Source organism: Pseudomonas triclosanedens, assembly GCF_026686735.1.
Classification (GTDB): domain Bacteria; phylum Pseudomonadota; class Gammaproteobacteria; order Pseudomonadales; family Pseudomonadaceae; genus Pseudomonas; species Pseudomonas triclosanedens.
Window position 1 is genome coordinate 1,242,305 of record NZ_CP113432.1, and the last position, 25,435, is coordinate 1,267,739.

The following is a 25,435-nucleotide window of genomic DNA, read 5'->3' on the forward strand; positions in this document are numbered from 1 at the left end:
CGCCGGATTTAACAAAACCTGCCGGACATCGATCCGGTCGTTGGAAATCACTGTTTGGGAGAGTTACGACTATGAAGCTTCGTCCTCTGCATGATCGCGTCGTTATCCGTCGCAGCGAGGAAGAGACCAAGACCGCAGGCGGCATCGTGCTGCCGGGTTCCGCCGCCGAGAAGCCGAACCGCGGTGAAGTGGTTGCCGTCGGCGCTGGTCGCGTGCTCGACAACGGAGAAGTTCGCGCTCTGGCAGTGAAAGTGGGTGACAAGGTGGTCTTCGGCCCGTATTCGGGCAGCAACGCCATCAAGGTCGACGGTGAAGAGCTGCTGGTGATGGGCGAGTCCGAGATCCTCGCCGTCCTGGAAGACTGATTCCGCGTCCTATCCAACCCACTGAATTCGATTTAGAGGAAACAGAACATGGCTGCTAAAGAAGTTAAGTTCGGCGATTCCGCTCGCAAGAAAATGCTGGTCGGCGTAAACGTCCTGGCCGACGCGGTCAAAGCGACCCTGGGCCCGAAAGGCCGTAACGTCATCCTGGACAAGAGCTTCGGTGCTCCGACCATCACCAAGGACGGCGTTTCCGTCGCCAAGGAAATCGAACTCAAAGACAAGTTCGAGAACATGGGCGCCCAACTGGTGAAAGACGTTGCCTCCAAGGCCAACGACGCTGCCGGTGACGGCACCACCACCGCTACCGTCCTGGCTCAGGCCATCGTCAACGAAGGCCTGAAGGCCGTCGCTGCCGGCATGAACCCGATGGACCTCAAGCGCGGCATCGACAAGGCCACCGTTGCCATCGTTGCCCAACTGAAGGACCTGGCCAAGCCGTGCGCCGACACCAAGGCCATCGCCCAGGTTGGCACCATCTCCGCCAACTCCGATGAGTCCATCGGCAACATCATTGCCGAAGCGATGGAAAAAGTCGGCAAGGAAGGCGTGATCACCGTTGAAGAAGGCTCGGGCCTGGAAAACGAACTGTCCGTCGTAGAAGGCATGCAGTTCGACCGTGGCTATCTGTCTCCCTACTTCATCAACAAGCCGGACACCATGGTCGCCGAGCTCGACAGCCCGCTGCTGCTGCTGGTCGACAAGAAGATCTCCAACATCCGCGAAATGCTGCCGGTGCTGGAAGCTGTCGCCAAGGCCGGCCGCCCGCTGCTGATCGTGGCTGAAGACGTCGAAGGCGAAGCCCTGGCTACTCTGGTCGTCAACAACATGCGCGGCATCGTGAAAGTCGCTGCCGTCAAGGCCCCGGGCTTCGGTGATCGCCGCAAGGCCATGCTGCAGGACATCGCCATCCTGACCGGCGGTACCGTCATCTCCGAAGAAGTCGGTCTGAGCCTGGAAGGCGCCACCCTGGAGCACCTGGGTAACGCCAAGCGCGTAGTCCTGAGCAAGGAAAACACCACCATCATCGACGGTGCTGGCGCTCAAGCCGACATCGAAGCTCGCGTCCTGCAGATCCGCAAGCAGGTCGAAGAGACTTCCTCCGACTACGACCGTGAGAAGCTGCAAGAGCGTCTGGCCAAGCTGGCTGGCGGTGTTGCCGTGATCAAGGTTGGCGCTGCCACCGAAGTCGAGATGAAAGAGAAGAAAGCCCGCGTTGAAGACGCCCTGCACGCTACCCGCGCTGCTGTGGAAGAGGGCGTGGTTCCTGGCGGCGGCGTCGCCCTGGTTCGCGCCCTGCAGGCTATCGAAGGTCTGAAAGGCGACAACGAAGACCAGAACGTCGGTATCGCCCTGCTGCGTCGCGCTGTCGAGGCTCCGCTGCGCCAGATCGTTGCCAACTCCGGCGACGAGCCGAGCGTAGTGGTCGACAAGGTCAAGCAAGGTTCGGGCAACTTCGGCTACAACGCTGCTACCGGCGTGTACGGCGACATGATCGAGATGGGTATCCTCGATCCGGCCAAAGTCACCCGTTCGGCTCTGCAAGCTGCTGCTTCCATCGGCGGCCTGATGGTCACCACCGAGGCGATGGTTGCCGAAGTGATCGACGATAAAGCCGCTCCGGCCATGCCGGACATGGGCGGCATGGGCGGCATGGGCGGCATGATGTAAGCCACCCGGCACCCCTGCTGTAAGGAAGAGCCCCGCCTAGGCGGGGCTTTTTCATGTCCGAGTGTTGTGCCAGTATTCGCGGCAGGAGATGGCATTCCTCCTTCAACCGCCCTCGTGGCTGATGATGCCTACGCATTGACCTGGAAAGGCGCGTAGGCGCTCGTCTGCAGCCTGTCCAGTAACCCATCCCTCAGGACAGGATCATGTGGAAACCCATTCTTGCCGTATCCGTGGGCGCCGCCCTCGGCGCGCTGCTGCGCTGGGCGCTCGGACTCAAGCTCAATAGCCTGTTGCCGTCGATGCCGCCGGGCACCCTGGTCGCCAACCTGGTGGGCGGATACATCATCGGTGCGGCCATCGCTTTCTTCGCCAACAGTCCCGGCCTCGCGCCAGAATGGCGGTTACTGATCATCACCGGCTTCTGCGGCGGCCTTACCACCTTCTCGACCTTTTCCGCCGAAGTGGTGGTGCTGCTTCAGCAGGGCCGCGTGGCATGGGCTCTGGGCACCGTCGCCACGCACCTGCTCGGGTCGCTGCTGATGACCATGCTGGGTCTGTTATCGGTCCATTGGCTGATGGCCAGATAGAGGCGGGGAGGTAGAGATGAATGGCTTCCAGTTGAAGTTCTTCACCCAGCAGGATCGCAAGTACGCCGGGCTGCCACTGGCCCAATGGCTGCTGGAGGAAGCGCGCCGGCAAGGCGTACGCGGTGCCACCCTGATGACCGCCAGCGAAGGTTTCGGAAAGGCCGGGCGTATTCACTACGCGCATTTCTTCGAACTGGCCGACCAGCCGCAGGAGGTCACGATGGCGGTCAGTGCCGAGGAGTCAGAACGGATTTTCGAGTCGATCCGCCAGGCTGGCGTCAGACTGTTCTACGTGAAGACGCCAATCGAGTTCGGCGTCTTCGGCGAAGAGGAGTGATCGGCTGTCAGCTGCTTTGCGCCGCGTCCAGCTCGGCGGATTGTTCCGTGGCCGTTCGTGGTGCCGGGCGATACAGCAACAGCGCATAGAAGCCCAGGCAGATCATCCAGTCGAACAGTGCGGTCCAGATGTTGTGCGACAGGAAGTGGGCGCCCTGCATCATGCGCGAGATAGAGAACAGGCTGCCCAGGCCGAAGGCGAACCAGAACGCATAGCGTGCCAGGCGCGGCTTGCGGTCGCGCAGTGCGAAGTACAGCGCGAACAGCACGAAGCCGGAGGATGCGTGTCCGCCCGGCCAGCAGCGGCCAGGGTGCGTGGTCGGCGGGCGCGGGGTCAGCAGCGAGCTGTAGACTTCCTTGCCGCCGAATTGCGCCAGGTCCCACGGGCATTGCACGGCGGTGAGCGCCTTCAGCGGGGTGACGATGCTCGCCGCGATCCCCATCGACAGGACCACGTAGCCCAGCGTTCGGCAATACGGCCGCAGCGGCGCGTAGAACAGGCCGATCACCCAGGCCACCAGCGCGCTCACGCTGAGCAGGATGACCAACTGCTTGGCGCGGTCATGCAGGATGTCTTCAAGGAACCAGCTGTGGCGGCCGATGAATCCTTCCCCAGGACGATACATCCACTGGGCGAGGGTTAGATCGAGGGTCACCGGCTCGAACATCAGCAGCGCGGCGGCGGCGGCCAGTGGTAGCGCCAGTACCAGCCAGAAATTCAGTGGGCGAGAGCGGGGCAAGGTGATCGGGGCGGCCATGACGGCTCCAGGAAGCTACTGCGGGCCACGGCATCCAGCCGGTGGATGAAGTCTCGCGAGCGCGAGGCGACCGACATGCTCCCTTCGCCAATGTCGCTGCACTGTCAATCGAGTGTGAAATTTTTGTCAAAGCCGCTTAAGTTCCATTTAAGGGATATAGGCTAGGGTGCACTTCGGAGGAGAGCACATGCGCATTTTGTTGGTTGAAGATAATCGGGACATTCTGGCGAATATGGCCGACTACCTCGGACTCAAGGGGTATACGGTGGATTGCGCGCAGGACGGGCTTTCCGGGCTGCATCTGGCGGCCACATCGCACTATGACCTGATCGTGCTCGACGTCATGCTGCCTGGTCTGGATGGCTTTACCTTGTGCCGCCGCCTGCGCGAGGACGCCCGACGGGACACTCCGGTGATCATGCTCACGGCCCGCGACCAGTTGGACGACCGCCTGCAGGGTTTTCGCTCCGGTGCGGACGACTACCTGCTCAAGCCCTTCGCGCTGTCCGAGCTGGCCGCGCGCATCGAGGCCGTGCTGCGGCGCAGCCAGGGTGGCGGCCGCCGGGAGCTGCAGGTCGGCGACCTGAGCTACAACCTCGATACGCTTGAAGTTAATCGCGGCGGCAAGCCGCTCAAGCTCAACCCCATCGGACTGAAGCTGCTGGCGGTGCTGATGCAGAAGAGCCCGCACGTGGTGCGCCGCGACGTGCTCGAAGAGGCCGTATGGGGCGACGACTGCCCTGACAGCGACAGCCTGCGCAGTCACGTTCACCAGCTTCGCCAGGTGATCGACAAACCGTTCCCCGTGGCCCTGTTGCACACGGTGCATGGCGTCGGCTACCGCCTGGCGGAGGACACGCATGGAGTATAAGCAGAGCATTTCCCGACGGATTGTCTTTGCCTTCGTACTCATGACCGCCGCGGTCGGCGGTCTATTTTCGGTGGGGATCGTCGGGGTGGTCCATGTCGTCGAGGAGCGGCTGATCTCCCGCGACCTGGGCGGCGAACTCGATCGAATCCTCAAGGAGGATCTGGGAACGGGGCAGCTTCCGAAGCTGGATCCCGGCATGCGCTTCTTCATCAGCGACGGTAGCGGTGTGTACGCCATGCCGCCGGCGTTGCGCCGGCTGGACGATGGCTTCCACGAAGTTTTCGACGGCGAACTGTCCTTCCATGCGCTGGTACGCGACGAGGGTGGCAGGCGCTTCGTGCTGCTGCAGGACCAGAGCGACTTCGAGGCGCGCGAGCAGATTCTCTACGCCGCGGTGGTCACCGGCTACGTGCTCAGCCTGACGCTGGCCGGGCTGCTTGGTTGGCTGCTGTCGCGCAAGGTCATGGAACCGGTCGCCCGTCTCGCCCGGCAAGTGCGCCACCGTGACCAGTTGCTGGAGCTGGCGCCGCCGATGGCGCCGGACTACGCCAACGACGAAGTCGGCGAACTGGCTGCCGCCTTCGACTACGCGATGGGGCGTCTGCACGACGTGCTGACCCGGGAAAAGCTCTTTACCAGTGACGTCAGCCACGAGCTGCGTACGCCGTTGATGATCATCGCTACCAGTTGCGAGCTGCTGGCCGAAGAACCGGGCCTGAGTCCAAGGGCGCGCAATCAACTGGCGCGGATGGCCAGCGCTTGTGAAGAGATGCGTGACCTGGTGCAGACCTTCCTGTTGCTGGCGCGAGCGCAGCGCAAGGACATGGGCATCGTTCCGCAGGCGGGGCTGCGGCAGATAGCCGACGAACTGGTGACGCAGTGGCGGGAGCCGATCGAGGCGAAGGGGCTGCGGCTGGAGTTCGATGGCGAGAACATCGCTCCCGGCCAATTCAATGCGCCATTCCTGCGCTCGGTAATGAGCAATTTATTGCGCAATGCCATGCACTACACCGAAAGCGGCAGCATCCACTTACAACTTTCCCCGACCGGATTCTGGGTCGAGGATACCGGAGCTGGAATCCCCGAAGAGCAGCGCGAACGAATGTTCCAACCATTCGTGCGCGGCGCGAACCCGCGTGGCGAGGGGCTTGGGCTCGGGCTGTCGCTGGTCAAGCGAATTTGTGCCTCCGAGGGCTGGGAAGTCAGCCTTCATCCGGTTGAACCACACGGCTGTCGATTCGAAGTTCGCCTAGCTGTGGTTTGACGAATTCTTCACAAGTGCGTGACCCGGCTGTGACAGGCTGGTTCATATCGTTCGACCTGAAAATAGGATAATAGGTAAGCATCCGATGAGCGAAAAATCCGTCGACCTGGAGTTTTCCAACAAGTACGACCGCAAGCATGCCGAGCGCTATCTGCGTAAGCACCAGGCCGGGTTGTCGCGGAAACTTTCCCACTGGCGCGATGTCCAGATAGCCCGCCAGGCATTGAAGCTCGCTGGTCAGCCCAATCTGGTGCTCGACCTGCCGTGCGGTGCCGGGCGCTTCTGGCCGATGCTGGCCGAAAAGGAAAACCGAGTGATCATCGGTGCGGACAATTCTCCGGACATGATCGCGGTCGCATGCGCCGGGCAGCCGGAAGAGGTTGTAAAACGCGTTCGACCTTTGCAGACTTCGGCGTTTGCCATCGATCTGCCGGATAACGCCGTCGACAGCATCTTCTCGATGCGCCTGATGCACCACATCGGCGAGTCGGATGATCGACTGACCATGCTGCGCGAGTTCCACCGCGTAACCCGCGACAGTGTAATCCTGTCTATGTGGGTGGATGGCAACTTCAAGTCCTGGAAACGCAAGCGCGCCGAAGCAACTCGCAAGAAGCACGCCTACCAGAACCGTTTCGTGATTCCGTCCAAGACTATCGAGGCGGAGTTCCGCCAAGCGGGTTTCAAGGTTCAGGATCACATCGATTTCGTCCCGCTGGTTCATATGTGGCGGGTCTACATTCTGCGTAAGGAATAATTAATGGCCGCTGATCTGGCATCTCTGCAGCAAATTTCCGGTGAAAACGCTATCGATCGCTGGTTGCAGATTCCCGGCAAATGGGTAGAGGAACCCAATCGGCGGCGCGGCGGCGAAAGCGGTGTGCAGCGCGTCCTGACCTCTGACGGACGCCTGCTCTACCGCAAGCAGCAGATGGGACACATCTACCGCGACCTGCTGCACCCCTTCGGTTATCCCACAGCCATTCGCGAGCGCAATGCCCTGAAGGCCGCCGAAGCTCTGGGTGTGAAGGTGCCGACGCTGGTTTATGCCGGCTGCCGCAAGGTTGAGGGTGAATGGCAGGCACTGCTGGTCACCGAATCCCTCGACGGATATTCCAGCCTCGAAGACTGCTACGCCCGTGGCGACCGCGAGCGTTGGGGCGAGCAGTTGCATCAGCGCATTCTGCAACAATACGGCACTACTCTTGCCAAGCTGAACGCCGGCCATTGGCAGCATGGCTGCCTGTATCTCAAGCACGTCTTCGTGCGGGTGGACGGCGACAAGATCGACGTGGCTCTGATCGATATGGAGAAGGCTCGCCGCCGCTTCAGCGCCAAGCGCGCTGCGCGTCACGACCTTCGCCAGGTGAAGCGCCGCTCGTCGTGGACAGAGGCGCAATGGCAGGCTTTTGTCTATGGTTACCAAGCGGCGTTTGGCAGCGCCATCAAAGGGTTGCAGACATGAAATTAGAAGTTACGCGAAGTTTGCTTCTGCTCGGTGCACTCGGGGTGGCGACCCTGGCTGCGGCAGCCTGGCATGAGCCTTCTCCCTCGGTCATTTCGAGCCGGGCGGATCTGGATATCTGTCCGATCCCGCCCAACATGCGTGAAAAGCAGGTCGTTCGCCCAGATCAGGACCTGCTGCTGTTCATGTTCGGTCTGTCGCAGGGCGGCGTAGCGCAATCGCGCTAACTTCGCGTATCTGACGAGAACCCCGCTCCGGCGGGGTTTTTTGTGGGCGAAGGGGTAGACTGCGGGCAGGCGCATGTCCGCATGCCGAGGCGCACGGATGGCTGGCCCCGATGACCTGCAACGAGACGAGCATGAGCGACAGCGTATTTTCCCGGCGGATCGTACAGAACCTGCTGGACACCGATTTCTACAAGCTGAGCATGATGCAGGCGGTGCTGCATAACTATCCCAACTCCGAGGTGGAGTGGGAATTCCGCTGCCGCAACGATGAAGACCTGCGTGCCTATCTCGACCCGGTGCGCGAGCAGATCGAGTACCTTTCCGAGCTTTCCTTCGCACCACAGGAACTGGCCTTCCTGGAGCGCATCCCGTTTTTCAAGCCAGATTTCATCCGCTTCCTCGGCCTGTTCCGCTTCAACCCCTGCTACGTGTAGATGGGCGTCGAGAATGGCGAGTTCTACCTGCGCCTGAAGGGTCCCTGGCTGCATGTGATCCTCTTCGAGGTGCCGTTGCTGGCGACCATCAGCGAGGTGCGCAATCGTCTGGGGGCGTGAGTATCGCGGCCAGTTGGGGATTGCCCTGACGGACTGCATCACAATGGATGCTGTCCCCGCCGATTTCGACCTGTACTTCGCCAATAGTTACCCTTGTGGAGTCCAATCAATGTGCATGGATAGCCAAATAATTTGAATTTAAGCGAATTTTTTTTGGATTCTTTTTAGGCGTGATTTTTCGGAAAGTCCTAAAACTTCGCTTGAAGCTGCCACTTATTGGTAATGACCGACTGCGATGGCCTCAATCGGCTGTTGGCTGCCAAGGACTCCTAGAGCGAGAGGCCCTCTGTGATGAGGCTGCTCAGCCGCGAGTTATTTCGCGGCTCGGAAACCTTCGGATTGGAAAGACCCCAGCTCCTTGGGAAACACTCTTCACATCCTTGTAAGAGCGATTGCTCCTTACATCTTCTGATAAAAGGCAGTCCAAACGAGGTTGCGCTCATACCTTCGCATGGCACATGGCCTCTATAACCGTTTGATCCTGCTATGCTGGCCCCTCTCCATAGCCGCCCTGCCTGGAGGGAGCTCAGGAGGAGTCATGTCAGAAACCGTAGGGATATTCCAAGCCTTGGCGTCTGTGCGTCAAGTTTGCCTGTTGTGGCAACTGGCGAGTCGGTCATGCCGAAGGGGCTCGTGAACGTTTATGGCGTGTACGCCGGGATGTCAATGAGCGAACTGGAAGGCTACGCCATATCTAAATGGGCGGTTGTCTCATGATCTTCAATCGAAGCTTCCTTCGAAGACGGACACTTGACTCCTCTGTCATCGTCAGCGTCCGACGGAATGAGCAGCCACATGGAGGGGGCTTCTGCAAGCCTGATACTGAATGCCAGATCGAGGGCATCGGAGCTCCGTCGGATGACGCTTTGGAGTCTTTCAATGGACGCAGGCTGCGTGTGTTTAACTAATTGACGGAGGAAGGGGAACAGATCTAGATATGCCGATAGCTTTTTATTTTTATTCATACTCAGCCTCTTGGTTCGGATTAAAAAACGTAAGGGGGACGCGCCGACAGGCTCGAAAGGTGATTTCGATCGCCCCTTACGTAAACTGGTTTACCTCAGAGAGCGCCCTCGATTGCAGGAACCGCTTCAAATAGGTCGCTGACCAGGCCGTAGTCGGCGACCTGGAAAATCGGCGCCTCTTCGTCCTTGTTGATTGCAACGATGACCTTGGAGTCATGCCTGCCAGGTGCTGGATGGCACGATCGGCCCCCAGAGCGAGCGCGGTACGCAGTTGCTCTTGGGCAGCGCTCGGGCCAACGGAGACTGCAACGATCTCAGTGGCAACGCCCTTCTCTTTTAGGCGAACGGCTTCTTCCACGGCGATTTCGCAGAAGGGGTTCAAAGCCATTTTGACGTTGCTCAGGTCGACGCCGCTGCAATCGATATTGACCTTCGCTTTGATGTTCGGATCTAGCACGCGTTTAATTGCCACCAGTGCTTTCATGTCATGTTCCTGACTGGCTATTGAGGCTCAGGACAACATCGTCCAATGCTCTTTCAACTGCGGAGGCAATTGAATCAATTTCAGATAACGTCATTGGAGTCGAGAGAACCAGTAGTCCATAGCTAGCGGCTACCACTCCCCGGTTCAGCAACCCCTTCACGAAAATGCTGAGGCGTCTCGCAACTTCTGGGGATTGATAACCAGATCGGTAGTCGGTGACGTCGCTTTCGCTGAAATGCACCTTGATCAGCGACCCCATGCCAACTGCGCGCCCCGGTAAATGACGTGCTGCGAAGGCGTGGTTGATGGCAAGGCGGAGTGCCTCTCCCATTTCCGCAAGGTGTTCATACACAGCAGGAGTAAGCTGCTTGAGTGCAGCGATCCCAGCACACATTGATATGGGGTTTGCAGAGAATGTCCCGCCATGGGGGAGGGCGGGCTTTCCACATCGAGGGTCAAATACAGCCATCACCTCTTCCTTTCCGCCTACAGCACCTATTGGGAAGCCGCCGCCGATAATTTTTCCCAAGGCGGTCAAGTGAGGCTGCACATTCCAGATTGCCTGGGCGCCGTGGTAGCCGAGGCGGAAGCTGATGACCTCATCGAAGATCAACAGGCTTCCGTTCTTCTCACAAAAATCCGCGAGCCCCTGGATGAACGCCTGACTCGCAGGAATCAGGCCTGCCCGGTTAGGAAGAGGATCCACCAAGATGCCAGCGAGCTCTGACGCATGCTGACTCAAGATCTGCAACGAGCGCTCTGGGTCATTAAAAGGAATAGTAATGACGTCCGCCAACACCGCCTCTGGGGTTCCCTCGGCATATGGGACTGACGTGGGGGCCGTCATCTCGCCCCAGTTCCCGGGAGAAGAGTCCAGGCTGACCTCAGCGTAATCGTACGAACCGTGGTAGGAACCTTCGACCTTCGCGATCTTCGGGCGCTTCGTGAAGGCGCGTGCGGCTTTGATTGCCATCATCACGGCCTCGGTTCCAGAGTTTGTGAATCTAACGCGCTCAATTGAGCACACCCGCGAGCAGATGAGCTCTGCCAGTTCAATCTCTGCTACGGTCGGCATGCCAAAGGCGGTTCCCCTGGCAAGCTGTTCCTGAACTACCCGGTTGATCTCGGGGTTGGCGTACCCATGAATGTTCGACGTGAAGTTGTTGACGCAATCAATGCGAATATCACCATCGACATCCCACACGTGGCACCCTTCCCCCTTGCTCGCATAGAGGGGGTAGGGCTTCATGAATACCGTAGTTCGGGTGTTCCCCCCGGGAAGGCTATTGAGCGCGCGCTGATAGAGCTTGGCGGATGCGGAGTCGCTGTTGGGATAGCTCATCTGGTGCAGCCTCATTGACCCAGCAGATTGATAGGAAAGCCAACGAGCTCTTCGAGTTGTTTTACGGAAACGCCCTCTACCAGATCGCGTGCTGACACCATCCCATCGGAAAGCTCAAAGGTAGCCACATCCGTATACACCCTGGACACGCACTTCATCGCGGTGAGAGGGTAAGTGCACTGCAGCACCAGCTTGCTCTCCCCGGATTTTGTGAGGAGCTCCATCATCACGAACACATTCTTTGCGCCAAGAGCTAAGTCCATCGCCCCACCGACAGCAGGAATCGCATCCGCAGCGCCGGTATGCCAATTTGCCAAGTCGCCTTGGGTGGATACCTGGAATGCTCCTAGTACACAGACGTCTAGATGCCCACCTCTCATCATTCCGAATGAGTCTGCGTGGTGGAAGAATGACCCACCCTCAAGCAAAGTGACTGGCTGCTTGCCGGCGTTAATCAGGTCACCGTCAACTTCCTCAGGGGCTGGAGCCTTACCCATACCGAGAATTCCATTCTCGCTGTGCAGAATGACTTCACGATCAGCCGGCAGATGGTTGGCGACCAAGGTGGGGAGGCCAATTCCCAAGTTGACGTAAGCCCCTTCAGGAATATCCGCTGCAACACGAGCCGCAATCTGGTCTCGACTGAGCTTATTCATTTGACGTCCTCCCCGGTACACACGACGTGCTTAACAAAAATTCCAGGCGTCACGATTGCCTCAGGATCAAGCTCGCCAAGCTGCACCAGCTCTCTTACCTGAACGATGGTTGTTGTAGCGGCGGTTGCCATGATTGGATTGAAATTCCGGGCGGCCTTTCGATACGTCAGATTTCCCCAGCGGTCTGCGCGATCCGCTCGGATCAGTGCGTAGTCCGCCTTGATGGGATACTGGATCAAGTAGTTGCGGCCATCGATCTCACGAGATTCGACTCCCTCTGCCAATGGAGAGCCATATCCAGTTGGGGAGAAAAAAGCACCGATGCCTGCGCCAGCAGCCCTGATTCGCTCCGCCAGGTTGCCTTGGGGGACTAGCTCAAGTTCGATTTCACCTTTTCTATAAAGGTCATCGAAAACATATGAATCCGCTTGGCGCGGAAACGAGCAGATGATTTTGCGCACGCGCTTCATCTTGAGTAGCGCAGCGAGGCCGGTGTCGCCATTGCCAGCATTGTTGTTGATGATGGTGAGGTCTTTGGCGCCATGTGCAATCAGGGCGTCAATCAGCTCAGTGGGCTGGCCTGAGGGGCCAAATCCACCAATCATGACCCTTGAGCCATCTGTGATCTGGGCGATAGCTTCTTCGACGCTTGAGCAGAATTTATTGATCATGATGTCCTCTCACACCCGTTCGATCGCAATAGCAATGCCCTGGCCCACTCCCACGCACATCGTGCAGAGGGCTAGACGACCTCCGGTACGCTTCAAGGTGTGTGCAGCGGAGCCAACGAGACGCGCCCCGCTCATCCCTAACGGGTGGCCGAGGGCAATTGCCCCTCCGTTCGGATTCACACGGCGATCATCGTCCGAAAGCGAAAGGCCTCGCAGAACTGCAAGAGCCTGAGCCGCAAAGGCCTCATTCAGCTCAATAAGGTCGAAGTCATCCATCGTGAGACGAAGCTGCTTCAGGAGTTTTTGAGTCGCAGGAATCGGGCCGATGCCCATCACGGATGGCTCAACACCTGCAGTTGCCATGCCCAGGATTCGAGCAAAAGGAGATACGCCCAACTCACTGAGGCCTGCCTCAGACGCGAGTAGCAAACTGGCTGCTCCGTCATTGACACCTGACGCGTTGCCTGCGGTGATGCTGCCATCCGAACTCACGATCGATGGAAGAGAACTGAGCTGACTCAAGGTCGTTGCACGAGGGTGTTCGTCCTTATCAATGACGATGCTCGGGCCTCGCCGCTGCGCGATTTCAACCGGAACAATTTCTGCGTCGAACGCCCCATCGCGCTGTGCGGCTGCAGCTTTGCTTTGGCTAGCTAAAGCAAAGGCATCCTGATCTTCACGTGAAATCTTGTAGTGCCTGGCAACGTTCTCCGCAGTTTCAGGCATCGAGTCCACACCGAAGCGACGCCGGAGCTCCGGATTGATGAAACGCCAACCGATCGTGGTGTCATAGATCTCCATGCTACGGCTGAACGCCTGATCCGCTTTGGGGATTACGAACGGAGCGCGGCTCATGCTCTCCACTCCGCCGGCAATAACGATCTTTGCTTCTCCGGCGTGCAAGGTGCGTGCGGTGTAGCCAACCGCATCCATCCCTGAGCCACACAGACGATTGAGCGTCACAGCCGCAACGCTTTGGGGCAAACCTGAAAGCAAGGCAGCCATGCGTGCAACGTTTCGACTGTCCTCTCCTACCTGGTTGGCACACCCCAGGACGACCTCATCAACCAGTCCTGGTTCTACCTGCGAATTCCGCCTAAGCAGCGCCTTGATTGCCAAAGCTGCGAGGTCGTCTGGGCGTACGGAGGAAAGGGCGCCGCCATACCTTCCGATAGGGGTGCGTATCGCATCGCAGATAAAAGCGTCCATCAAAGCCTCGCCTGTTCTTGTAAGAATGTTTAAATATCGAACAAATTGTTCGTATATAAAACTATTCCTGTTTTTTTATCGGAGTCAATGGCCCGGCCGTCGTTTTTCTGGGGGCGCCTGCTTTGGGGGTACGGCGCAGCATTCGGCTAGAAGTCCGATAGGAGTGGCGTGCTAGAGCTTTTGTGGAAGGGATTCTCAGCGCCCTTGGGCTAGATGCTGGCGGAAGCGGAACCGTTAGATCTGAACATTATTTGTACAGCTCGCCTTAGGCTCATTGCGAATTGATCACTGAAAAATTTTTATTGACAGCTTCGAACTATTGGAATCAATGTAATTAAACGGTAAGGCGTACCGAAAATCGGAATAAGAAGGAGAAAAGATGAGCGCTTCGACCAACTGGCGTGAACTCGCCGCAAATCTCAAGTTCCGTTCCCAGATTTTTATCGATGGCCGTCGAGTCGACGCGAAGTCCGGTCAGACCTTCGCGGCGATCAACCCTGCTACGGGGAAGACCATTGTCGAAGTCGCTGCTGGTGACGTAGCAGATGTCGACGCTGCTGTTGCCTCAGCACGTAAGGCTTTCGAGTCGGGCTCTTGGTCTCGCCGAGCTCCCAGTGAACGCAAGAAGGTTCTGCAGCGCTTCTCTGAACTCATGCTGCAACATGGTGATGAGATCGCCCTGCTGGACACTCTGAGCATGGGCAAGACCATCAGCGACAGCCGGAATATCGAAGTTCCCGTTTCGGCAAATTGCATCGCGTGGTATGGGGAAGCAATCGATAAGTTGTATGACGAGGTCGCTCCTACCGGTGGTGATGCCCTTGCGACCATCACGCGCGAACCAATCGGGGTGGTAGCAGCTGTCGTGCCCTGGAACTTCCCGACGCTCATGACCTGCTGGAAGCTGGGCCCTGCCCTTGCCGCAGGCAACTCGGTCGTTTTGAAGCCTGCTGAGCAGTCGCCGCTTTCTGCTCTGCTGCTTGCCGAGCTGGCCCTCGAAGCTGGCATTCCGGAAGGTGTATTCAACGTCGTAACTGGATTTGGTGAGACTGCTGGCCGCGCATTGGGGCTGCACCGTGACGTCGACGCCGTCACCTTCACCGGTTCTACCGAAGTTGGAAAGCTGTTCTTGGGCTATGCCGCGCAGTCCAACATGAAGCGCGTATCTCTTGAGTGCGGTGGGAAGAGCCCGCACATCGTGATGGCCGACTGCCCCGACCTGGACGAAGCAGCAACTGCCGCCACCTTTGGCATCTTCTTTAACCAGGGTGAGGTCTGTAACGCAGGTTCTCGTCTCATCGTCGAGAAGAGCATCAAGGATGAATTCCTGGACAGGGTGATTGCGATCAGCAAGACCCTCCAGCCGGGCGACCCCCTCGATCCCCAAAGCAAGCTGGGCGCAATCGTCAGCAAGTCACAAATGGAACGAGTCCTGGAGTACATCGACATCGGCCGCAAGGAGGGCGCCAAGGTTGTGCTAGGTGGCAACCAGGTTCGCACGGAAAGCGGTGGCTACTTCGTAGAGCCGACGATCTTCGATGGCGTTCACAACTCCATGCGTATTGCCCAGGAAGAAATCTTCGGGCCTGCACTCGCAACGCTGACGTTCAATGGTGCAGATGAGGCGCTGAAGATTGCCAACGAAACCATCTATGGCCTTGGCGCAGCCGTTTGGTCGAGCAATATCGATACTGCTCTGAACATGTCGCGGGGCCTCAAAGCTGGCGTCGTTTGGGTGAACTGCTTCGACGAAGGAAACATCACCGTGCCGTTCGGTGGCGTCAAGCAATCAGGCTTTGGTCGCGATAAGTCGCTGCACGCAATTGAAAAGTACACCGACCTCAAGACCACTTGGATCAAGCTGCGTAAGTAACAAAAAGGGGCTGCCGCTCGAATGTGAGGCGGCCCTTTGCTTCATCACAACAGAACCAAAACAAGATCTAACCTCCCGTGAGGCTTTGTGATGCAGAACTCCCCGTTTTCCGCTCTATTTGAGCCTATTCAGATTGGCCCGGTTCGGGCGAAGAATCGCTTTTATCAGACACCGCATTGCAATGGCATGGGGGCCTTGCGTCCTGATGCTCACGCGCGCATGCGCGGGATAAAAGCTGAGGGCGGCTGGGGGGTTGTGAACACTGCAAACTGCTCTGTCCATCCGTCGAGCGACCTTCTTCCCGAGGTATTGCAGACGCTGTGGGACGACGGTGATATCCCGGTGCTCGCAAAAATGGTTGAGGCCGTGCACGAGCATGATGCCCTGGCTGGCGTGCAACTGGCTTACTCGACTTATTACAACGGCAACCGGTTTACCCGCGAAGTGCCGCTTGGGCCGATGTCTCGACCGGTCAGTGGGTATCAGCCAGTTCAAGTCCGTGGGATGGATAAAGAGGATATCCGTAATCTCCTCGGCTGGTGGGCGGCAGCATCGAAGCGCGCGATGAAAGCGGGCTTCGATATCATCAACGTCGACTCCAACTTTTCAACTATTGCTTTCCAGTTCCTGTCACCTCGAAACCAGCGGACAGATGAGTATGGTGGCAGTCTCCTCAATCGAACTCGCCTGCTCAGGGAGCTGATTGAGGTGACTCGCGATGCAACTCAAGGGCAGTGCGCGATCAGCGTTCGGCTCATCATTGATGAGCTGTGCGGAGCTAATGGTCTGAGAGCCCACGAGGAAGGTATTGAGGCTATTGGGATGTTGGCTGAGCTTCCTGATCTATGGGATCTGGTCGTCGGTACCTGGGCCGATGATTCACCTAGCTCGCGATTCGCAGCAGAGAATGATCACGAGCCATTTATGATCGGCATAAAGTCAGTGACGACTAAACCGGTTGTTGGAGTCGGTCGTTTCACCTCCCCCGATACCATGGCTGGACTGCTGCGTCGGGGCGTCCTGGATATGGTAGGGGCCGCTCGTCCCTCCATCGCTGATCCGTTCCTCCCGAACAAGATCCGTGAGGGGCGGTATGAAGACATCCGCGAGTGCATCGGATGCAACATCTGCGTTTCGAGCCACTTTGCGATGACCAATCTGCGTTGCACGCAGAATCCAACCATGGGCGAAGAATGGCGTCGTGGGTGGCACCCGGAATACATCGCGGCCAAGCGTTCCAATGATGCCGTTCTTGTGGTCGGTGCGGGCCCAGCGGGCTTGGAGTGTGCACGGGCGCTTGGCCAACGAGGCTACAACGTAACGCTGGCAGAGCGTGGTACTCAACTCGGTGGTCGTGTGACGCGAGAAGGTGAGCAACTGCCGGGACTACGTGAGTGGCTTCGAGTTCGCGATTGGCGGATTACCCAGTTACATAAGATGCAGAATGTTGGCATCTACATGGATAGCAATCTCTGCGTCCAAGATATTCTTGAGTTTGGGGCTGCGCATGTTGTGCTTGCCACGGGATCTACCTGGCGAGCTGATGGTGTCGGGCGCGCTGCAGATCGTCCAATTCCCCACGACAACACAGTCAAGATACTCACGCCAGATCAAATTATGGATGGTGAGCTCCCAGCCGATGGGCCTGTCTTAGTCTATGACGATGATCATTACTACATGGGCAGTGTGATTGCGGAAAAACTAGCCAAAGCTGGACATTCAGTAACACTCGCAACTCCAGCAGCTGAAATCTCGGCATTCACCGCGAACACTCTGGAGCTATCGAGGGTGACCCGGCGCCTTGATGAGGCCGGTGTGCATATGCTCACTCACAGCGTCTTGGGAAAAATCTCAGGTGAACGCGCACTTCTCGTACATGTCCATACGGCGAAAGCGCATGAGATACATGTAGCGACAATTGTTATGGTGACAGCTCGACTGCCCAATGAACAGTTGTATTACGATCTGAAAGAAGAGGCTAAAGGGAATATTGATGGAGGGATAAAGTCGGTAGGCCGAATTGGTGACTGCTTAGCTCCTGCCGCAATATTCCAGGCCGTCTATACGGGGCATAAATATGCACGTGAGTTTGAGGAGTCAGAAGAGCACGTGGCAATGAAGAGGGAAAGGATTCAGCTGCAAGAAGTGTAAGAGAATCACGAGGTGTGCATGTTGGAGAATAAATACAATAACCAGCATCGAGCATGGATTAATCAGTCCGGTACTGGTCTAAATTAAATTTCTCTCTGCCGTTTGGAGAAAATTTGGATAGTCGGAGGATAGAAATGTTCGCTGCTAACAATCAAACAATGCGTGGCTACGACGGCACCTCGGATGCCGCTTGTAACGGTACTGATCTCCAGGTTTCCTTCAAAGATGTCTGCAAATCGTACGATGGCGACAACTGGGTAGTCAAAGGGCTTAACCTAGACATCAAGAAGGGGGAGTTTGTGTCGTTTCTAGGGCCGTCCGGCTCTGGTAAAACAACGACGCTTATGATGCTCGCCGGCTTTGAAAGCCCTTCCGAAGGGGACATCATCCTGGATGGAAGTCCAATACAGAATCTCCCCCCCGAAAAAAGGGATATGGGCGTGGTGTTTCAGAACTATGCCCTTTTCCCGCATCTCACTGTCGAAGAGAACATCGCCTATCCGCTGAAAATGCGGAAAGTATCGAAAGAGAAAATTCAACAGCAGGTTGCAGAGGTAATGCGACTTGTTCAGTTGGACAAAATGGGTAAGCGGAAGCCATCGGAGCTTTCTGGTGGTCAACAACAACGCGTTGCCCTGGCGCGAGCTTTGGTTTTCGAACCAAAATTGGTCTTGATGGATGAGCCTCTGGGGGCTTTGGATAAACGACTGCGGGAAGATCTTCAACTAGAAATCAAGCATATCTGTAATCGACTCAATTTGACGGTTGTGTATGTTACTCACGACCAAGGTGAGGCACTCACCATGTCTGATCGAGTAGCCGTATTCAATGACGGTGTTATCCAGCAGCTCGCTACTCCAGAAGAAATATATCAGCGTCCCGCTAATACCTTTGTTGCAACCTTCGTTGGTGAGAACAACAAGCTGCATGGTGTAGTCCAAGACGTCACCAATGGGATTGCAGAAATCAGGTTGAATTCTGGTGGTGCTATTAAAGCGCGAGCATCGTTGCACGCGCGTAAGGGCGAGCAATGCACTGTTGTAGTTAGGCCGGAAAAAATTTCCATCTGCACTGACGTCAGTGAATGCGCGATGGAAGGGGTGGTTCGAGAGTCCGTATTCTACGGAGACGAACTGCGTGTGCACGTTGAAATTGGAAATGGCTGTCTTCTGGTTCTTCGAACTTCAGGGGATGAAAGAAGTGAGTCCTACCAGCCAGGGGCGAGTATAAAGGTGGGCTGGCGACCGGAAGACTGTGAAGCACTTGATTATCTGCCGTAAAAAATAAATAGAATACGAGGAGTCAATCATGAAAGTGTTTTATTCTAGTTTTGCACTTGCTTTGGTTGTTGCAGGCACCACGTCTGCTAATGCTGCAGACGCAATTACCGTTACCTCTTGGGGCGGTGCGCTGCAGAAGAATCAGAGCTCTGCATTCATGGAGCCTTTTTCTAAAGTATCTGGGGTCAAAGTATCCCAGGATGAGTGGAGCGGCGAGCTAGCTAAACTTAGGGCAATGACGGAAAGCGGCTCGGTCGTCTGGGATGTGATCGATGTTGATCCGCAAACTGCTGAACAGGCGTGCAGCCAAGGACTTCTAGATAAACTTGACTATGGGAAGATTACCCCGCCCAGTACCTTGGTCAAGGGTGCGGTATTGGACTGCGCGGTTGGTATTAGTTCCTATGCAACCATCTTGGCTTACAATCCGGAAAAACTGAAGGCTAAGCCAACCTCTATTACCGATATTTTCGATACCCAGAAATTCCCGGGGAAAAGGACGTTCCATAAAAGCCCCGTCGATACTCTTGAGGTAGCCCTGCTGGCAGATGGCGTACCGGCTGATGAGGTCTACAGCACACTGGAAACTCCGGAAGGTGTTGATCGTGCTTTCAAGAAGTTGGACACCATCAAGAAAGATATTGTCTGGTGGGAGGCTGGTGCGCAGCCGTCGCAGCTTTTAAAAAGCGGGGAGGCTGTAATTGGCCTAGCATGGAACGGCCGAGTCAGCGATGCCAACAAGTCTGAGAAGGCCGGCCTGGGCGTTGTTTGGGATGGTCAGATCCAAGGGTTTGATATGTGGGCAATTCCTAAAGGATCCAAGAACAAGGAATTGGCATATAAGTTCATAAAGTTCACTACGGATCCGAAAAATAACGCGGAACTCTCAAAGTATGTCGACTACGGCCCGACCGTGGTTGAGGCTGTCAAGAACGTATCTCCAGATACTTTGGGTGATCTTCCGACCGCGCCGCAGAATATGAAAAACTATCTTGTTCAAGATGCGGAGTTCTGGGGGGTATATGGGCCAGACTTAAATGCGCGTTTCTCTACCTGGGTATCTCAGTAATTTTGGTTGCGCATGTTGGGCTTGCCCAGCGTGCGCTTCTTAGGAGAGTCGTATGATTATGGCCGAGGCATCGATGGCTTCCGCAAAACAGAAGCCCCACCTGGCAGGTGAAAAGCGCAAGCGAGTACTCGCCATGGCCCCCGCCTTACCGCTTGTCGCGTTCATCTTTGTTTTCTTCATAGTGCCACTTTCTACTGTCTTCTACTATGCAGTGCAAGATGACGTGATAAGCAAATCACTACCTCATACGACTGCAGTGCTTGAAGACTGGAATCGTTCATTGCCGCTTCCTGACTCTGCTTACAGAGCTGCAATTATGGACTTCAAAGCGTTATATGAGTCCGGCAATGTTGGTGCACTTTCACAGCGGATTGGAATTCAGTTCGTAGGTGGTCGAGCTCTGGTTGAGCAAACGATTAGGCGTCTAAATAAGAGTGAAGGTGAAGACTGGAAGGGGCGACTAGAAGCAGCAAATCCAGCATGGAAAAACTCGACAATTTGGGAGGTCATTGCGGACGGAAGTGGATCGACAAGTCTCATCTATTTTCGCTGGTCTATTGATAGACTGAAACAGGTTGATTCATCAGGGAAAGTGTCTGAGCAAAAGGGATATGCCTTCTTGGATATGTTTGCCAGGACAGCAACTATTAGCCTTGGAGTAACCTTGCTGACTGTACTCCTCGGGTATCCGCTCGCATATGTTCTTGTAGAGAGTCGGGGGAAAGTTGGCGGCCTGCTCCTCCTTTTGGTTCTTGTTCCGTTCTGGACGTCACTTCTGGTAAGAAGTATGTCTTGGGTTGTCCTCCTGCAATCAAACGGTGTAATAAATCTATTGATTCAATGTCTGGGGTTGAGTCATGAATCAATTCAGCTGCTATATACGCGGTTTGCAACTGTTACCGCGATGACTCAAATTCAGTTGCCATTTACTGTGTTGCCGATGTATAGCGTAATGAAGACAATTCCTCGTACGCATGTAAGGGCTGCTCGCTCGTTAGGTGCTGGGCCAATCGTCGCCCACGCGACGGTGTACTTCCCTCAAGCATTGCCGGGTATTGCCGCAGGGGCGTTGCTGACATTCATTCTCTGTCTTGGTTATTACATCACCCCTGCCTTGGTTGGGGGCGCATCTGATCAGATGGCTAGTTACTACATCGCGCGTTTTGTAAATGAAGAGCTAAATTGGGGTTTGGCATCTGCACTCAGTGTAATACTCACCGTGACTGCAGTGATTATCTCGATACCGCTTTGCCGCCAAATCATGAAGAGAAACGGAGGTCGGATCTGATGAAAAATTATCATGACCTTCCGCTCGGAGTTCGAGTGGTTCTCTATGGTTGGGTTGGGCTGGTGCTTGTGTTTCTCTCTGTTCCGCTTCTTTTGGTTCTGCCGATGTCAATCAGCAGCGACCCTTGGTTTACATACCCGCTGCCGGGCATCTCAATGAGGTGGTTTGAAGCCCTGTGGAACAACCCTCTCTGGCTGAAGTCGATCATTAACAGCACGGTTATTGGATTGGCAACGACTATCATGGCGACGCTTCTTGGTACTGGTGCGGCCATTGGTCTTATTAATCCTAGATTTCCGTATCGGAGTAGCATTTTTGTACTGATCCTCACGCCGCTAATTATTCCGGTAGTGGTGTCGGCGCTAGGCTTCTATCTGCTCTTGTCGAAATTGGGGCTTCTGCATAGCTTCCCTGGAATTGTAATCGCCCACACAGTACTTGCTACCCCGTTCGTAGTTGTGACTGTCGCGGCTACTTTAAGTCGATTCGATTACAATCTTATGCGTGCTGCTACAAGTTTGGGTGCAAGCCGGTGGACAGCATTCAGAACAGTAATGCTTCCGCTAATCTCGCCTGGTATCGCAGCTGGTGCAGTATTTGCTTTTATTACTTCGTTTGATGAAGTCGTGGCGGTGCTGTTCATTGCTGGCCCAGAGCAGCGAACTCTTCCGCGTCAATTGTTTAGTGGGATGCGCGAGCAACTTGAGCCGACCATTATTGCCGCTTCTGTAATTGTAATTATTCTAACTGTTTCTTTGATGCTGGTTGCTGGTCGTCTCCAGCGGCAGCGCGTGTAAGTGAATTTCTTGACCGGTGATCAACATGATTGACAAGAAGTACCTGACTTCCGATTTTCGTGAACTGCCTTATTGGTGGGATAAGGCTCCTCTGGTAGTTGAGCAGCAGGTAGATCTTCCCGCTACAGCAGATGTGGCTATTGTTGGTAGCGGCTTTAGTGGCCTTTCTGCGGCTCTCACCTTGGCCCGTGCGGGCAAGCGGGTCGTGGTTATCGATGCCGAAGATTGTGGCTATGGGGCTTCGCGTCGAAACGCTGGCTTCCTGGGAAGAACCTTGAAGCGCAGTCACGAATGGCTGGCAAAACACCATAGCGAACAGTATGCCGATACCGTATACAAGGAGCTCAACGAAGCGCTGCACTTAGTCGAGCAGGTTGTCGATGAAGAGGGGATTGATTGCTTCCGAACGACTTGTGGCCGCTTTATCGGTGCGACCTCGCCTGCTCACTTCAAGCTTCTTGAGAAAGAGCTGAGCAGAAATCGCCAGGTTCTGGGTAGCGACTACCAGATGATCTCTAAAGAGGAGCAGCATCGAGAGATCAAGACGGATGTCTACTTTGGTGGCGCTGTGATCCCAGACCTGGGAAGCATCCATCCGGGACTATACCACGACGGACTGCTTCGAAAGGCTCGCGAAGCGGGGGTTGTGTTTCTGGGAAGAACCAATGTTCTGGGAATCTCTAGCGCCGCCACTGGGCACAGCGTGACTACCACCCGAGGTAAAATCAAAGCCAGCCATGTTGTGATTGGCACCAATGGATATAGCTCTGATTTGATGCCATGGCTCCACAGGCGGATCATTCCTTTCACCGGCTACATCATCGCAACTGAGGTGTTGCCGCAAGGAAAGCTCGAGGAGCTGCTGCCCAATCGGCGGACTTATCTCGAAACCGTGATGAACATCAATTTCATTCGGCCTGCGCCTGACACCAATCGGATTCTTTTTGGTGGGCTCACTGGAACCAATGTGCCCGGGCCACTCGACCTTGCTGATCAACTACGCAACATCATGCTGAAAATCCTCCCGGATCTTGGTGCTGATGTACGTCTTAGCCATGCATGGTCTGGGAAGTGCGGCGGAACATTTGATTTTATGCCCCACATCGGCGTCAAGGATGGCGTGCACTATGCGATGGGATACAATTTCGCCGGAGTTCCTATGGGCACCTATTTGGGGCGCAAAATGGCGCTCAAAATTCTTGGTGACAAGGCTGGGGATTCGATCTTTGAATCGTTCAATTTCCCGAGTATGCCTTTCTATCATGGCAATCCATGGTTTGTTCCCATGGCGATGAAAATGTTCGACATGAAGGATCGTTGGATTGCACTTGTCGGTTAAACTAAATAATGGTGGTGGTATGGATAAGCCTTTAGAAAGATATGTCCGCATTCTCGAGGTGCTGTCAGGTTTTCCTCAGGGCCTATCCCTAGCTCCTATTGCTGACATATTAGCGCTGCCAAAGTCGACGGTTCATCGGTTACTGAAAGGCTTGGCCGAGGCAGGGATGGTTCAAGTGATTGATCGGGGAGTGCCCTGTTATCAACTTGGCGCAAGGTGTCTCAATCTCCTTTACTTTGGTGCTACGGAGGATTGGGTGCGAAATATTTCGCAGCCTATTCTTGAAGATTTGGCGCTAAAAACTGGGCAATCCTGTTTCGTTGCAAAGCTGACCGGTAACTATATTCGGAGCATCGCAATAATGGCGCCAGATACGAGGGTAAGAGGTTATGTCCTGCCTGGCAGTGAGGTAGTCCCTCATGCAGCCTCTTCCGCGAAAGCCATTCTTGCGTTCCAGGATATTGATCGCGTGAAAAAGCTTCTGCCTTCGCCACTTCCAAAGCTGACGCCACGTACCAAGGTGACATTGGAAGAGCTGGAGTCCGAGTTTAAAGAGATTAGGTCAACAAAAGTCTCTTACTGCCTCGGTGAGGACGTTGAGGGTTACGCCGGTATTGCTTCCCCGATATTGGTTGAGAATCAGCAGGTCATTTACGCAATCGCACTCACTGGTACGCTTGAGGCACTCATAAATAGGAATAAAGAGCTTCATGTAAGATGCGTGCTTGATGCTGCCGAGAGGTTGTCGCAAGCCATCAACTTGAAAATGTCTGATTTGTCTGCGAACTCTGGCAGGGAAACTCCTATCGGTAATTTGCAGGCTGTATGAATTAGCATTGCGGGATACGGTGAAATGAGCGCAATTCTACATAGAAGTCTTTCTGGAAGTCCGGCGAGCATCTCCAAAGCGCAGGGTGTTTGGATTACGGATAACTCCGGGAAAATTTACCTTGATGCATTATCTGGCGGCGTGGCGGTTTCTTGTTTGGGCTATGGTAATGAGCGGGTCAATTCCGCTATTGCCGCTCAGCTAAAGGAGTCGGCGTACTTCCACACTTCCTTCTTCACCTCTGATGCGGCAGAGCTTTTAGCTCAGGAGCTAACCTCAATAGCTCCAGGAGAGCTGAACTATGTTGTTTACTCGTCCGGCGGCTCCGAAGCGGTTGAGACAGCGCTAAAGCTTGCGCGTCAGTACTGGGTGGAAAAAGGTGAGTCTAGCAGAAGGTTTATAATCTCTAGAAATCAGAGCTACCACGGAGGGACGCTTGGAACTCTCGCGGTTGGAGGAAATAAAACTCGGCGTGAAATTTATGCTCCCATGTTGTTTGAGGCGCATTTTATTTCCCCTTGCTTCTATTATCGTCAAGCAGAGCAAGGTGAAAGTGAGTCCGACTACGGTGTAAGGGCTGCGGCAGAGCTTGAGAAGAAGATTCTTGAGCTTGGGGCAGAAAACGTGTCGACTTTCATCTGTGAACCAATTGTTGGTGCAACCTTGGGGTGCGTGCCGGCCGCTGAAGGATATCTCAAAGAAATTCGTAGAATTTGCGATGCTTACGGTGTCATTCTCATTTTTGACGAGATTATGTGCGGCGCAGGAAGGACTGGTCGGTACTTTGCGTGTGAGCACGATGAAGTCGTCCCTGATATTTTGACTATTGCTAAGGGGCTGGGCGGTGGGTTTCAACCCATTGGTGCCACACTTGTCTCGGAAAAAATCTACGAGGCATTGAAAGCCGGTAGTGGTCTGCTTAAACATGGCTTTACTTATATGGGGCACAGTGTCTCCTGTGCCGCCGCCTTGGAAGTTTTTAGGATTATCAAGGAAGACGAACTGCTACCCCAAGTGAGCTTGCGGGGTGAGCAGCTTTTCTCAGAATTGAAGCGAGAAGTGGGGGGGCATCCCAATGTCGGCGATATCCGGGGGCGTGGTTTGTTTGTTGGGGTTGAACTCGTCCAGGATAAATCTACAAAGCAGCCATTTTCTCCCGGAGAGAAAATTAACTCAAAACTTAAGAATGTCGCGTTTGCTAATGGGCTTCTTATTTATCCTAATGGCGGAACTGTGGATGGCATTTCCGGCGATCATGTGCTCTTCTCGCCCGCATACACAGTTAGCCCCGGCGAGGTCTCCGAAGTGGTGTCTCGCTTCAAGGCATGCTTGAACGAGGTTTTGGGTTAGCTGATATAATTGGCTG

Annotated in this window: 24 protein-coding genes, 3 pseudogenes and 1 riboswitch; of the genes and pseudogenes, 20 read left to right on the plus strand and 7 right to left on the minus strand. The window is 55.4% G+C overall.

Annotation, left to right across the window (positions count from 1 at the left end):
* Positions 1-71: 71 nt before the first annotated feature.
* The 4 genes from OU419_RS05880 (at position 72) to OU419_RS05895 (ending at position 2,978) form a co-directional block, all read left to right on the plus strand.
* Positions 72-365, plus strand: coding sequence for a co-chaperone GroES (locus OU419_RS05880; protein ID WP_009617968.1), 294 nt, complete (start codon positions 72-74; stop codon positions 363-365).
* Between the two features lie 48 nt (positions 366-413).
* Complete coding sequence (groL, locus tag OU419_RS05885; RefSeq protein WP_254470932.1) at positions 414-2,054, plus strand: chaperonin GroEL; 1,641 nt, start codon at positions 414-416, stop codon at positions 2,052-2,054.
* Positions 2,055-2,129: 75 nt separating this feature from the next.
* A riboswitch (Fluoride riboswitch) is annotated at positions 2,130-2,192 on the plus strand.
* A 65-nt stretch (positions 2,193-2,257) separates the two neighbouring features.
* Complete coding sequence (gene crcB, locus OU419_RS05890) at positions 2,258-2,641, plus strand: fluoride efflux transporter CrcB (protein ID WP_254470930.1); 384 nt, start codon at positions 2,258-2,260, stop codon at positions 2,639-2,641.
* A gap of 16 nt (positions 2,642-2,657) precedes the next feature.
* A complete protein-coding gene (locus OU419_RS05895) occupies positions 2,658-2,978 on the plus strand; it encodes a DUF190 domain-containing protein (protein ID WP_254470928.1) in 321 nt (106 codons plus the stop codon).
* Between the two features lie 7 nt (positions 2,979-2,985).
* On the opposite strand, the gene OU419_RS05900 is transcribed toward OU419_RS05895, so the two are convergent.
* Complete coding sequence (locus tag OU419_RS05900; RefSeq protein ID WP_254470927.1) at positions 2,986-3,735, minus strand: phosphatase PAP2 family protein; 750 nt, start codon at positions 3,733-3,735, stop codon at positions 2,986-2,988.
* A 187-nt stretch (positions 3,736-3,922) separates the two neighbouring features.
* On the opposite strand from OU419_RS05900, the gene OU419_RS05905 reads away from it, so the two are divergent.
* From OU419_RS05905 to OU419_RS28980, 7 genes and pseudogenes are all read left to right on the plus strand, one after another.
* Entirely contained in the window at positions 3,923-4,606 is a 684-nt protein-coding gene (locus OU419_RS05905; protein ID WP_254470926.1) for a response regulator transcription factor, read from the plus strand.
* A complete protein-coding gene (locus OU419_RS05910; RefSeq protein ID WP_254470924.1) occupies positions 4,596-5,870 on the plus strand; it encodes a sensor histidine kinase in 1,275 nt (424 codons plus the stop codon). The genes OU419_RS05905 and OU419_RS05910 overlap by 11 nt, the downstream gene beginning before the upstream one ends.
* Positions 5,871-5,955: 85 nt before the next feature.
* Positions 5,956-6,627 (plus strand): class I SAM-dependent methyltransferase, encoded by a 672-nt coding sequence (locus OU419_RS05915; RefSeq protein WP_254470923.1) that lies wholly within the window; start codon positions 5,956-5,958, stop codon positions 6,625-6,627.
* Positions 6,628-6,630: 3 nt separating this feature from the next.
* Positions 6,631-7,335 carry a lipopolysaccharide kinase InaA family protein gene (locus tag OU419_RS05920; protein ID WP_254470921.1) on the plus strand — a complete coding sequence of 235 codons (705 nt, stop codon included), beginning with the start codon at positions 6,631-6,633 and terminating at the stop codon, positions 7,333-7,335.
* Positions 7,332-7,562: a hypothetical protein gene (locus OU419_RS05925; RefSeq protein ID WP_254470920.1), complete on the plus strand. Its 231-nt coding sequence runs from the start codon at positions 7,332-7,334 to the stop codon at positions 7,560-7,562. Before OU419_RS05920 ends, OU419_RS05925 begins: the two co-directional genes overlap by 4 nt.
* Positions 7,563-7,693: 131 nt before the next feature.
* Positions 7,694-8,104 (plus strand): annotated as a pseudogene (locus OU419_RS05930) (nicotinate phosphoribosyltransferase); the annotation flags it as partial.
* A 25-nt stretch (positions 8,105-8,129) separates the two neighbouring features.
* A complete protein-coding gene (locus OU419_RS28980; protein WP_408004924.1) occupies positions 8,130-8,252 on the plus strand; it encodes a hypothetical protein in 123 nt (40 codons plus the stop codon).
* A gap of 924 nt (positions 8,253-9,176) precedes the next feature.
* On the opposite strand, the pseudogene OU419_RS05935 reads toward OU419_RS28980, so the two are convergent.
* The 6 genes and pseudogenes from OU419_RS05935 to pcaF form a co-directional block, all read right to left on the minus strand.
* A pseudogene (locus OU419_RS05935) lies at positions 9,177-9,331 on the minus strand (electron transfer flavoprotein subunit alpha/FixB family protein); the annotation flags it as partial.
* Positions 9,314-9,565 (minus strand): annotated as a pseudogene (locus OU419_RS05940) (electron transfer flavoprotein subunit beta/FixA family protein); the annotation flags it as partial. The pseudogenes OU419_RS05935 and OU419_RS05940, both read right to left, overlap by 18 nt.
* Position 9,566: 1 nt before the next feature.
* Positions 9,567-10,907 carry an aspartate aminotransferase family protein gene (locus OU419_RS05945; RefSeq protein WP_254470919.1) on the minus strand — a complete coding sequence of 447 codons (1,341 nt, stop codon included), beginning with the start codon at positions 10,905-10,907 and terminating at the stop codon, positions 9,567-9,569.
* Positions 10,908-10,918: 11 nt separating this feature from the next.
* On the minus strand, positions 10,919-11,563 hold the full coding sequence (locus tag OU419_RS05950) for a 3-oxoacid CoA-transferase subunit B (protein ID WP_254470917.1): 645 nt from the start codon (positions 11,561-11,563) through the stop codon (positions 10,919-10,921).
* Complete coding sequence (locus tag OU419_RS05955) at positions 11,560-12,234, minus strand: 3-oxoacid CoA-transferase subunit A (protein ID WP_254470916.1); 675 nt, start codon at positions 12,232-12,234, stop codon at positions 11,560-11,562. The genes OU419_RS05950 and OU419_RS05955 overlap by 4 nt, the downstream gene beginning before the upstream one ends.
* 9 nt (positions 12,235-12,243) lie before the next feature.
* Positions 12,244-13,446 (minus strand): 3-oxoadipyl-CoA thiolase, encoded by a 1,203-nt coding sequence (pcaF, locus tag OU419_RS05960; RefSeq protein WP_254470915.1) that lies wholly within the window; start codon positions 13,444-13,446, stop codon positions 12,244-12,246.
* Between the two features lie 376 nt (positions 13,447-13,822).
* Between pcaF and OU419_RS05965 the strand changes: the two genes are divergently transcribed.
* The 9 genes from OU419_RS05965 (at position 13,823) to OU419_RS06005 (ending at position 25,419) form a co-directional block, all read left to right on the plus strand.
* Positions 13,823-15,316 (plus strand): aldehyde dehydrogenase, encoded by a 1,494-nt coding sequence (locus OU419_RS05965; protein WP_254470914.1) that lies wholly within the window; start codon positions 13,823-13,825, stop codon positions 15,314-15,316.
* A 90-nt stretch (positions 15,317-15,406) separates the two neighbouring features.
* The gene (locus OU419_RS05970; RefSeq protein ID WP_254470913.1) at positions 15,407-17,467 is read left to right on the plus strand and encodes an oxidoreductase; all 2,061 of its coding nucleotides are present in this window, start codon (positions 15,407-15,409) and stop codon (positions 17,465-17,467) included.
* A gap of 134 nt (positions 17,468-17,601) precedes the next feature.
* Positions 17,602-18,747, plus strand: a complete 1,146-nt coding sequence (locus OU419_RS05975) for an ABC transporter ATP-binding protein (RefSeq protein WP_408004925.1) — start codon at positions 17,602-17,604, stop codon at positions 18,745-18,747.
* 28 nt (positions 18,748-18,775) lie between these two features.
* Positions 18,776-19,816: an ABC transporter substrate-binding protein gene (locus OU419_RS05980; protein WP_254470912.1), complete on the plus strand. Its 1,041-nt coding sequence runs from the start codon at positions 18,776-18,778 to the stop codon at positions 19,814-19,816.
* Positions 19,817-19,868: 52 nt separating this feature from the next.
* Complete coding sequence (locus OU419_RS05985; protein WP_254470911.1) at positions 19,869-21,104, plus strand: ABC transporter permease; 1,236 nt, start codon at positions 19,869-19,871, stop codon at positions 21,102-21,104.
* Positions 21,104-21,901, plus strand: coding sequence for an ABC transporter permease (locus OU419_RS05990; RefSeq protein WP_254470910.1), 798 nt, complete (start codon positions 21,104-21,106; stop codon positions 21,899-21,901). The genes OU419_RS05985 and OU419_RS05990 overlap by 1 nt, the downstream gene beginning before the upstream one ends.
* Positions 21,902-21,926: 25 nt before the next feature.
* Positions 21,927-23,240 (plus strand): NAD(P)/FAD-dependent oxidoreductase, encoded by a 1,314-nt coding sequence (locus OU419_RS05995; RefSeq protein WP_254470909.1) that lies wholly within the window; start codon positions 21,927-21,929, stop codon positions 23,238-23,240.
* Positions 23,224-24,069, plus strand: coding sequence for an IclR family transcriptional regulator (locus OU419_RS06000; protein ID WP_254500500.1), 846 nt, complete (start codon positions 23,224-23,226; stop codon positions 24,067-24,069). The genes OU419_RS05995 and OU419_RS06000 overlap by 17 nt, the downstream gene beginning before the upstream one ends.
* 24 nt (positions 24,070-24,093) lie before the next feature.
* The gene (locus OU419_RS06005) at positions 24,094-25,419 is read left to right on the plus strand and encodes an aspartate aminotransferase family protein (RefSeq protein WP_254470906.1); all 1,326 of its coding nucleotides are present in this window, start codon (positions 24,094-24,096) and stop codon (positions 25,417-25,419) included.
* Positions 25,420-25,435: the final 16 nt, after the last annotated feature.

Bases quoted from the DNA above. Each gene is read 5' to 3' on its own strand.
- OU419_RS05880 (WP_009617968.1), top strand. From the start codon at position 72: ATGAAGCTTCGTCCTCTGCATGATCGCGTCGTTATCCGTCGCAGCGAG.
- groL (WP_254470932.1), top strand. From the start codon at position 414: ATGGCTGCTAAAGAAGTTAAGTTCGGCGATTCCGCTCGCAAGAAAATG.
- crcB (WP_254470930.1), top strand. From the start codon at position 2,258: ATGTGGAAACCCATTCTTGCCGTATCCGTGGGCGCCGCCCTCGGCGCG.
- OU419_RS05895 (WP_254470928.1), top strand. From the start codon at position 2,658: ATGAATGGCTTCCAGTTGAAGTTCTTCACCCAGCAGGATCGCAAGTAC.
- OU419_RS05900 (WP_254470927.1), bottom strand. From the start codon at position 3,735: ATGGCCGCCCCGATCACCTTGCCCCGCTCTCGCCCACTGAATTTCTGG.
- OU419_RS05905 (WP_254470926.1), top strand. From the start codon at position 3,923: ATGCGCATTTTGTTGGTTGAAGATAATCGGGACATTCTGGCGAATATG.
- OU419_RS05910 (WP_254470924.1), top strand. From the start codon at position 4,596: ATGGAGTATAAGCAGAGCATTTCCCGACGGATTGTCTTTGCCTTCGTA.
- OU419_RS05915 (WP_254470923.1), top strand. From the start codon at position 5,956: ATGAGCGAAAAATCCGTCGACCTGGAGTTTTCCAACAAGTACGACCGC.
- OU419_RS05920 (WP_254470921.1), top strand. From the start codon at position 6,631: ATGGCCGCTGATCTGGCATCTCTGCAGCAAATTTCCGGTGAAAACGCT.
- OU419_RS05925 (WP_254470920.1), top strand. From the start codon at position 7,332: ATGAAATTAGAAGTTACGCGAAGTTTGCTTCTGCTCGGTGCACTCGGG.
- OU419_RS05945 (WP_254470919.1), bottom strand. From the start codon at position 10,907: ATGAGCTATCCCAACAGCGACTCCGCATCCGCCAAGCTCTATCAGCGC.
- OU419_RS05950 (WP_254470917.1), bottom strand. From the start codon at position 11,563: ATGAATAAGCTCAGTCGAGACCAGATTGCGGCTCGTGTTGCAGCGGAT.
- OU419_RS05955 (WP_254470916.1), bottom strand. From the start codon at position 12,234: ATGATCAATAAATTCTGCTCAAGCGTCGAAGAAGCTATCGCCCAGATC.
- OU419_RS05965 (WP_254470914.1), top strand. From the start codon at position 13,823: ATGAGCGCTTCGACCAACTGGCGTGAACTCGCCGCAAATCTCAAGTTC.
- OU419_RS05970 (WP_254470913.1), top strand. From the start codon at position 15,407: ATGCAGAACTCCCCGTTTTCCGCTCTATTTGAGCCTATTCAGATTGGC.
- OU419_RS05975 (WP_408004925.1), top strand. From the start codon at position 17,602: ATGTTCGCTGCTAACAATCAAACAATGCGTGGCTACGACGGCACCTCG.
- OU419_RS05980 (WP_254470912.1), top strand. From the start codon at position 18,776: ATGAAAGTGTTTTATTCTAGTTTTGCACTTGCTTTGGTTGTTGCAGGC.
- OU419_RS05985 (WP_254470911.1), top strand. From the start codon at position 19,869: ATGATTATGGCCGAGGCATCGATGGCTTCCGCAAAACAGAAGCCCCAC.
- OU419_RS05990 (WP_254470910.1), top strand. From the start codon at position 21,104: ATGAAAAATTATCATGACCTTCCGCTCGGAGTTCGAGTGGTTCTCTAT.
- OU419_RS05995 (WP_254470909.1), top strand. From the start codon at position 21,927: ATGATTGACAAGAAGTACCTGACTTCCGATTTTCGTGAACTGCCTTAT.
- OU419_RS06005 (WP_254470906.1), top strand. From the start codon at position 24,094: ATGAGCGCAATTCTACATAGAAGTCTTTCTGGAAGTCCGGCGAGCATC.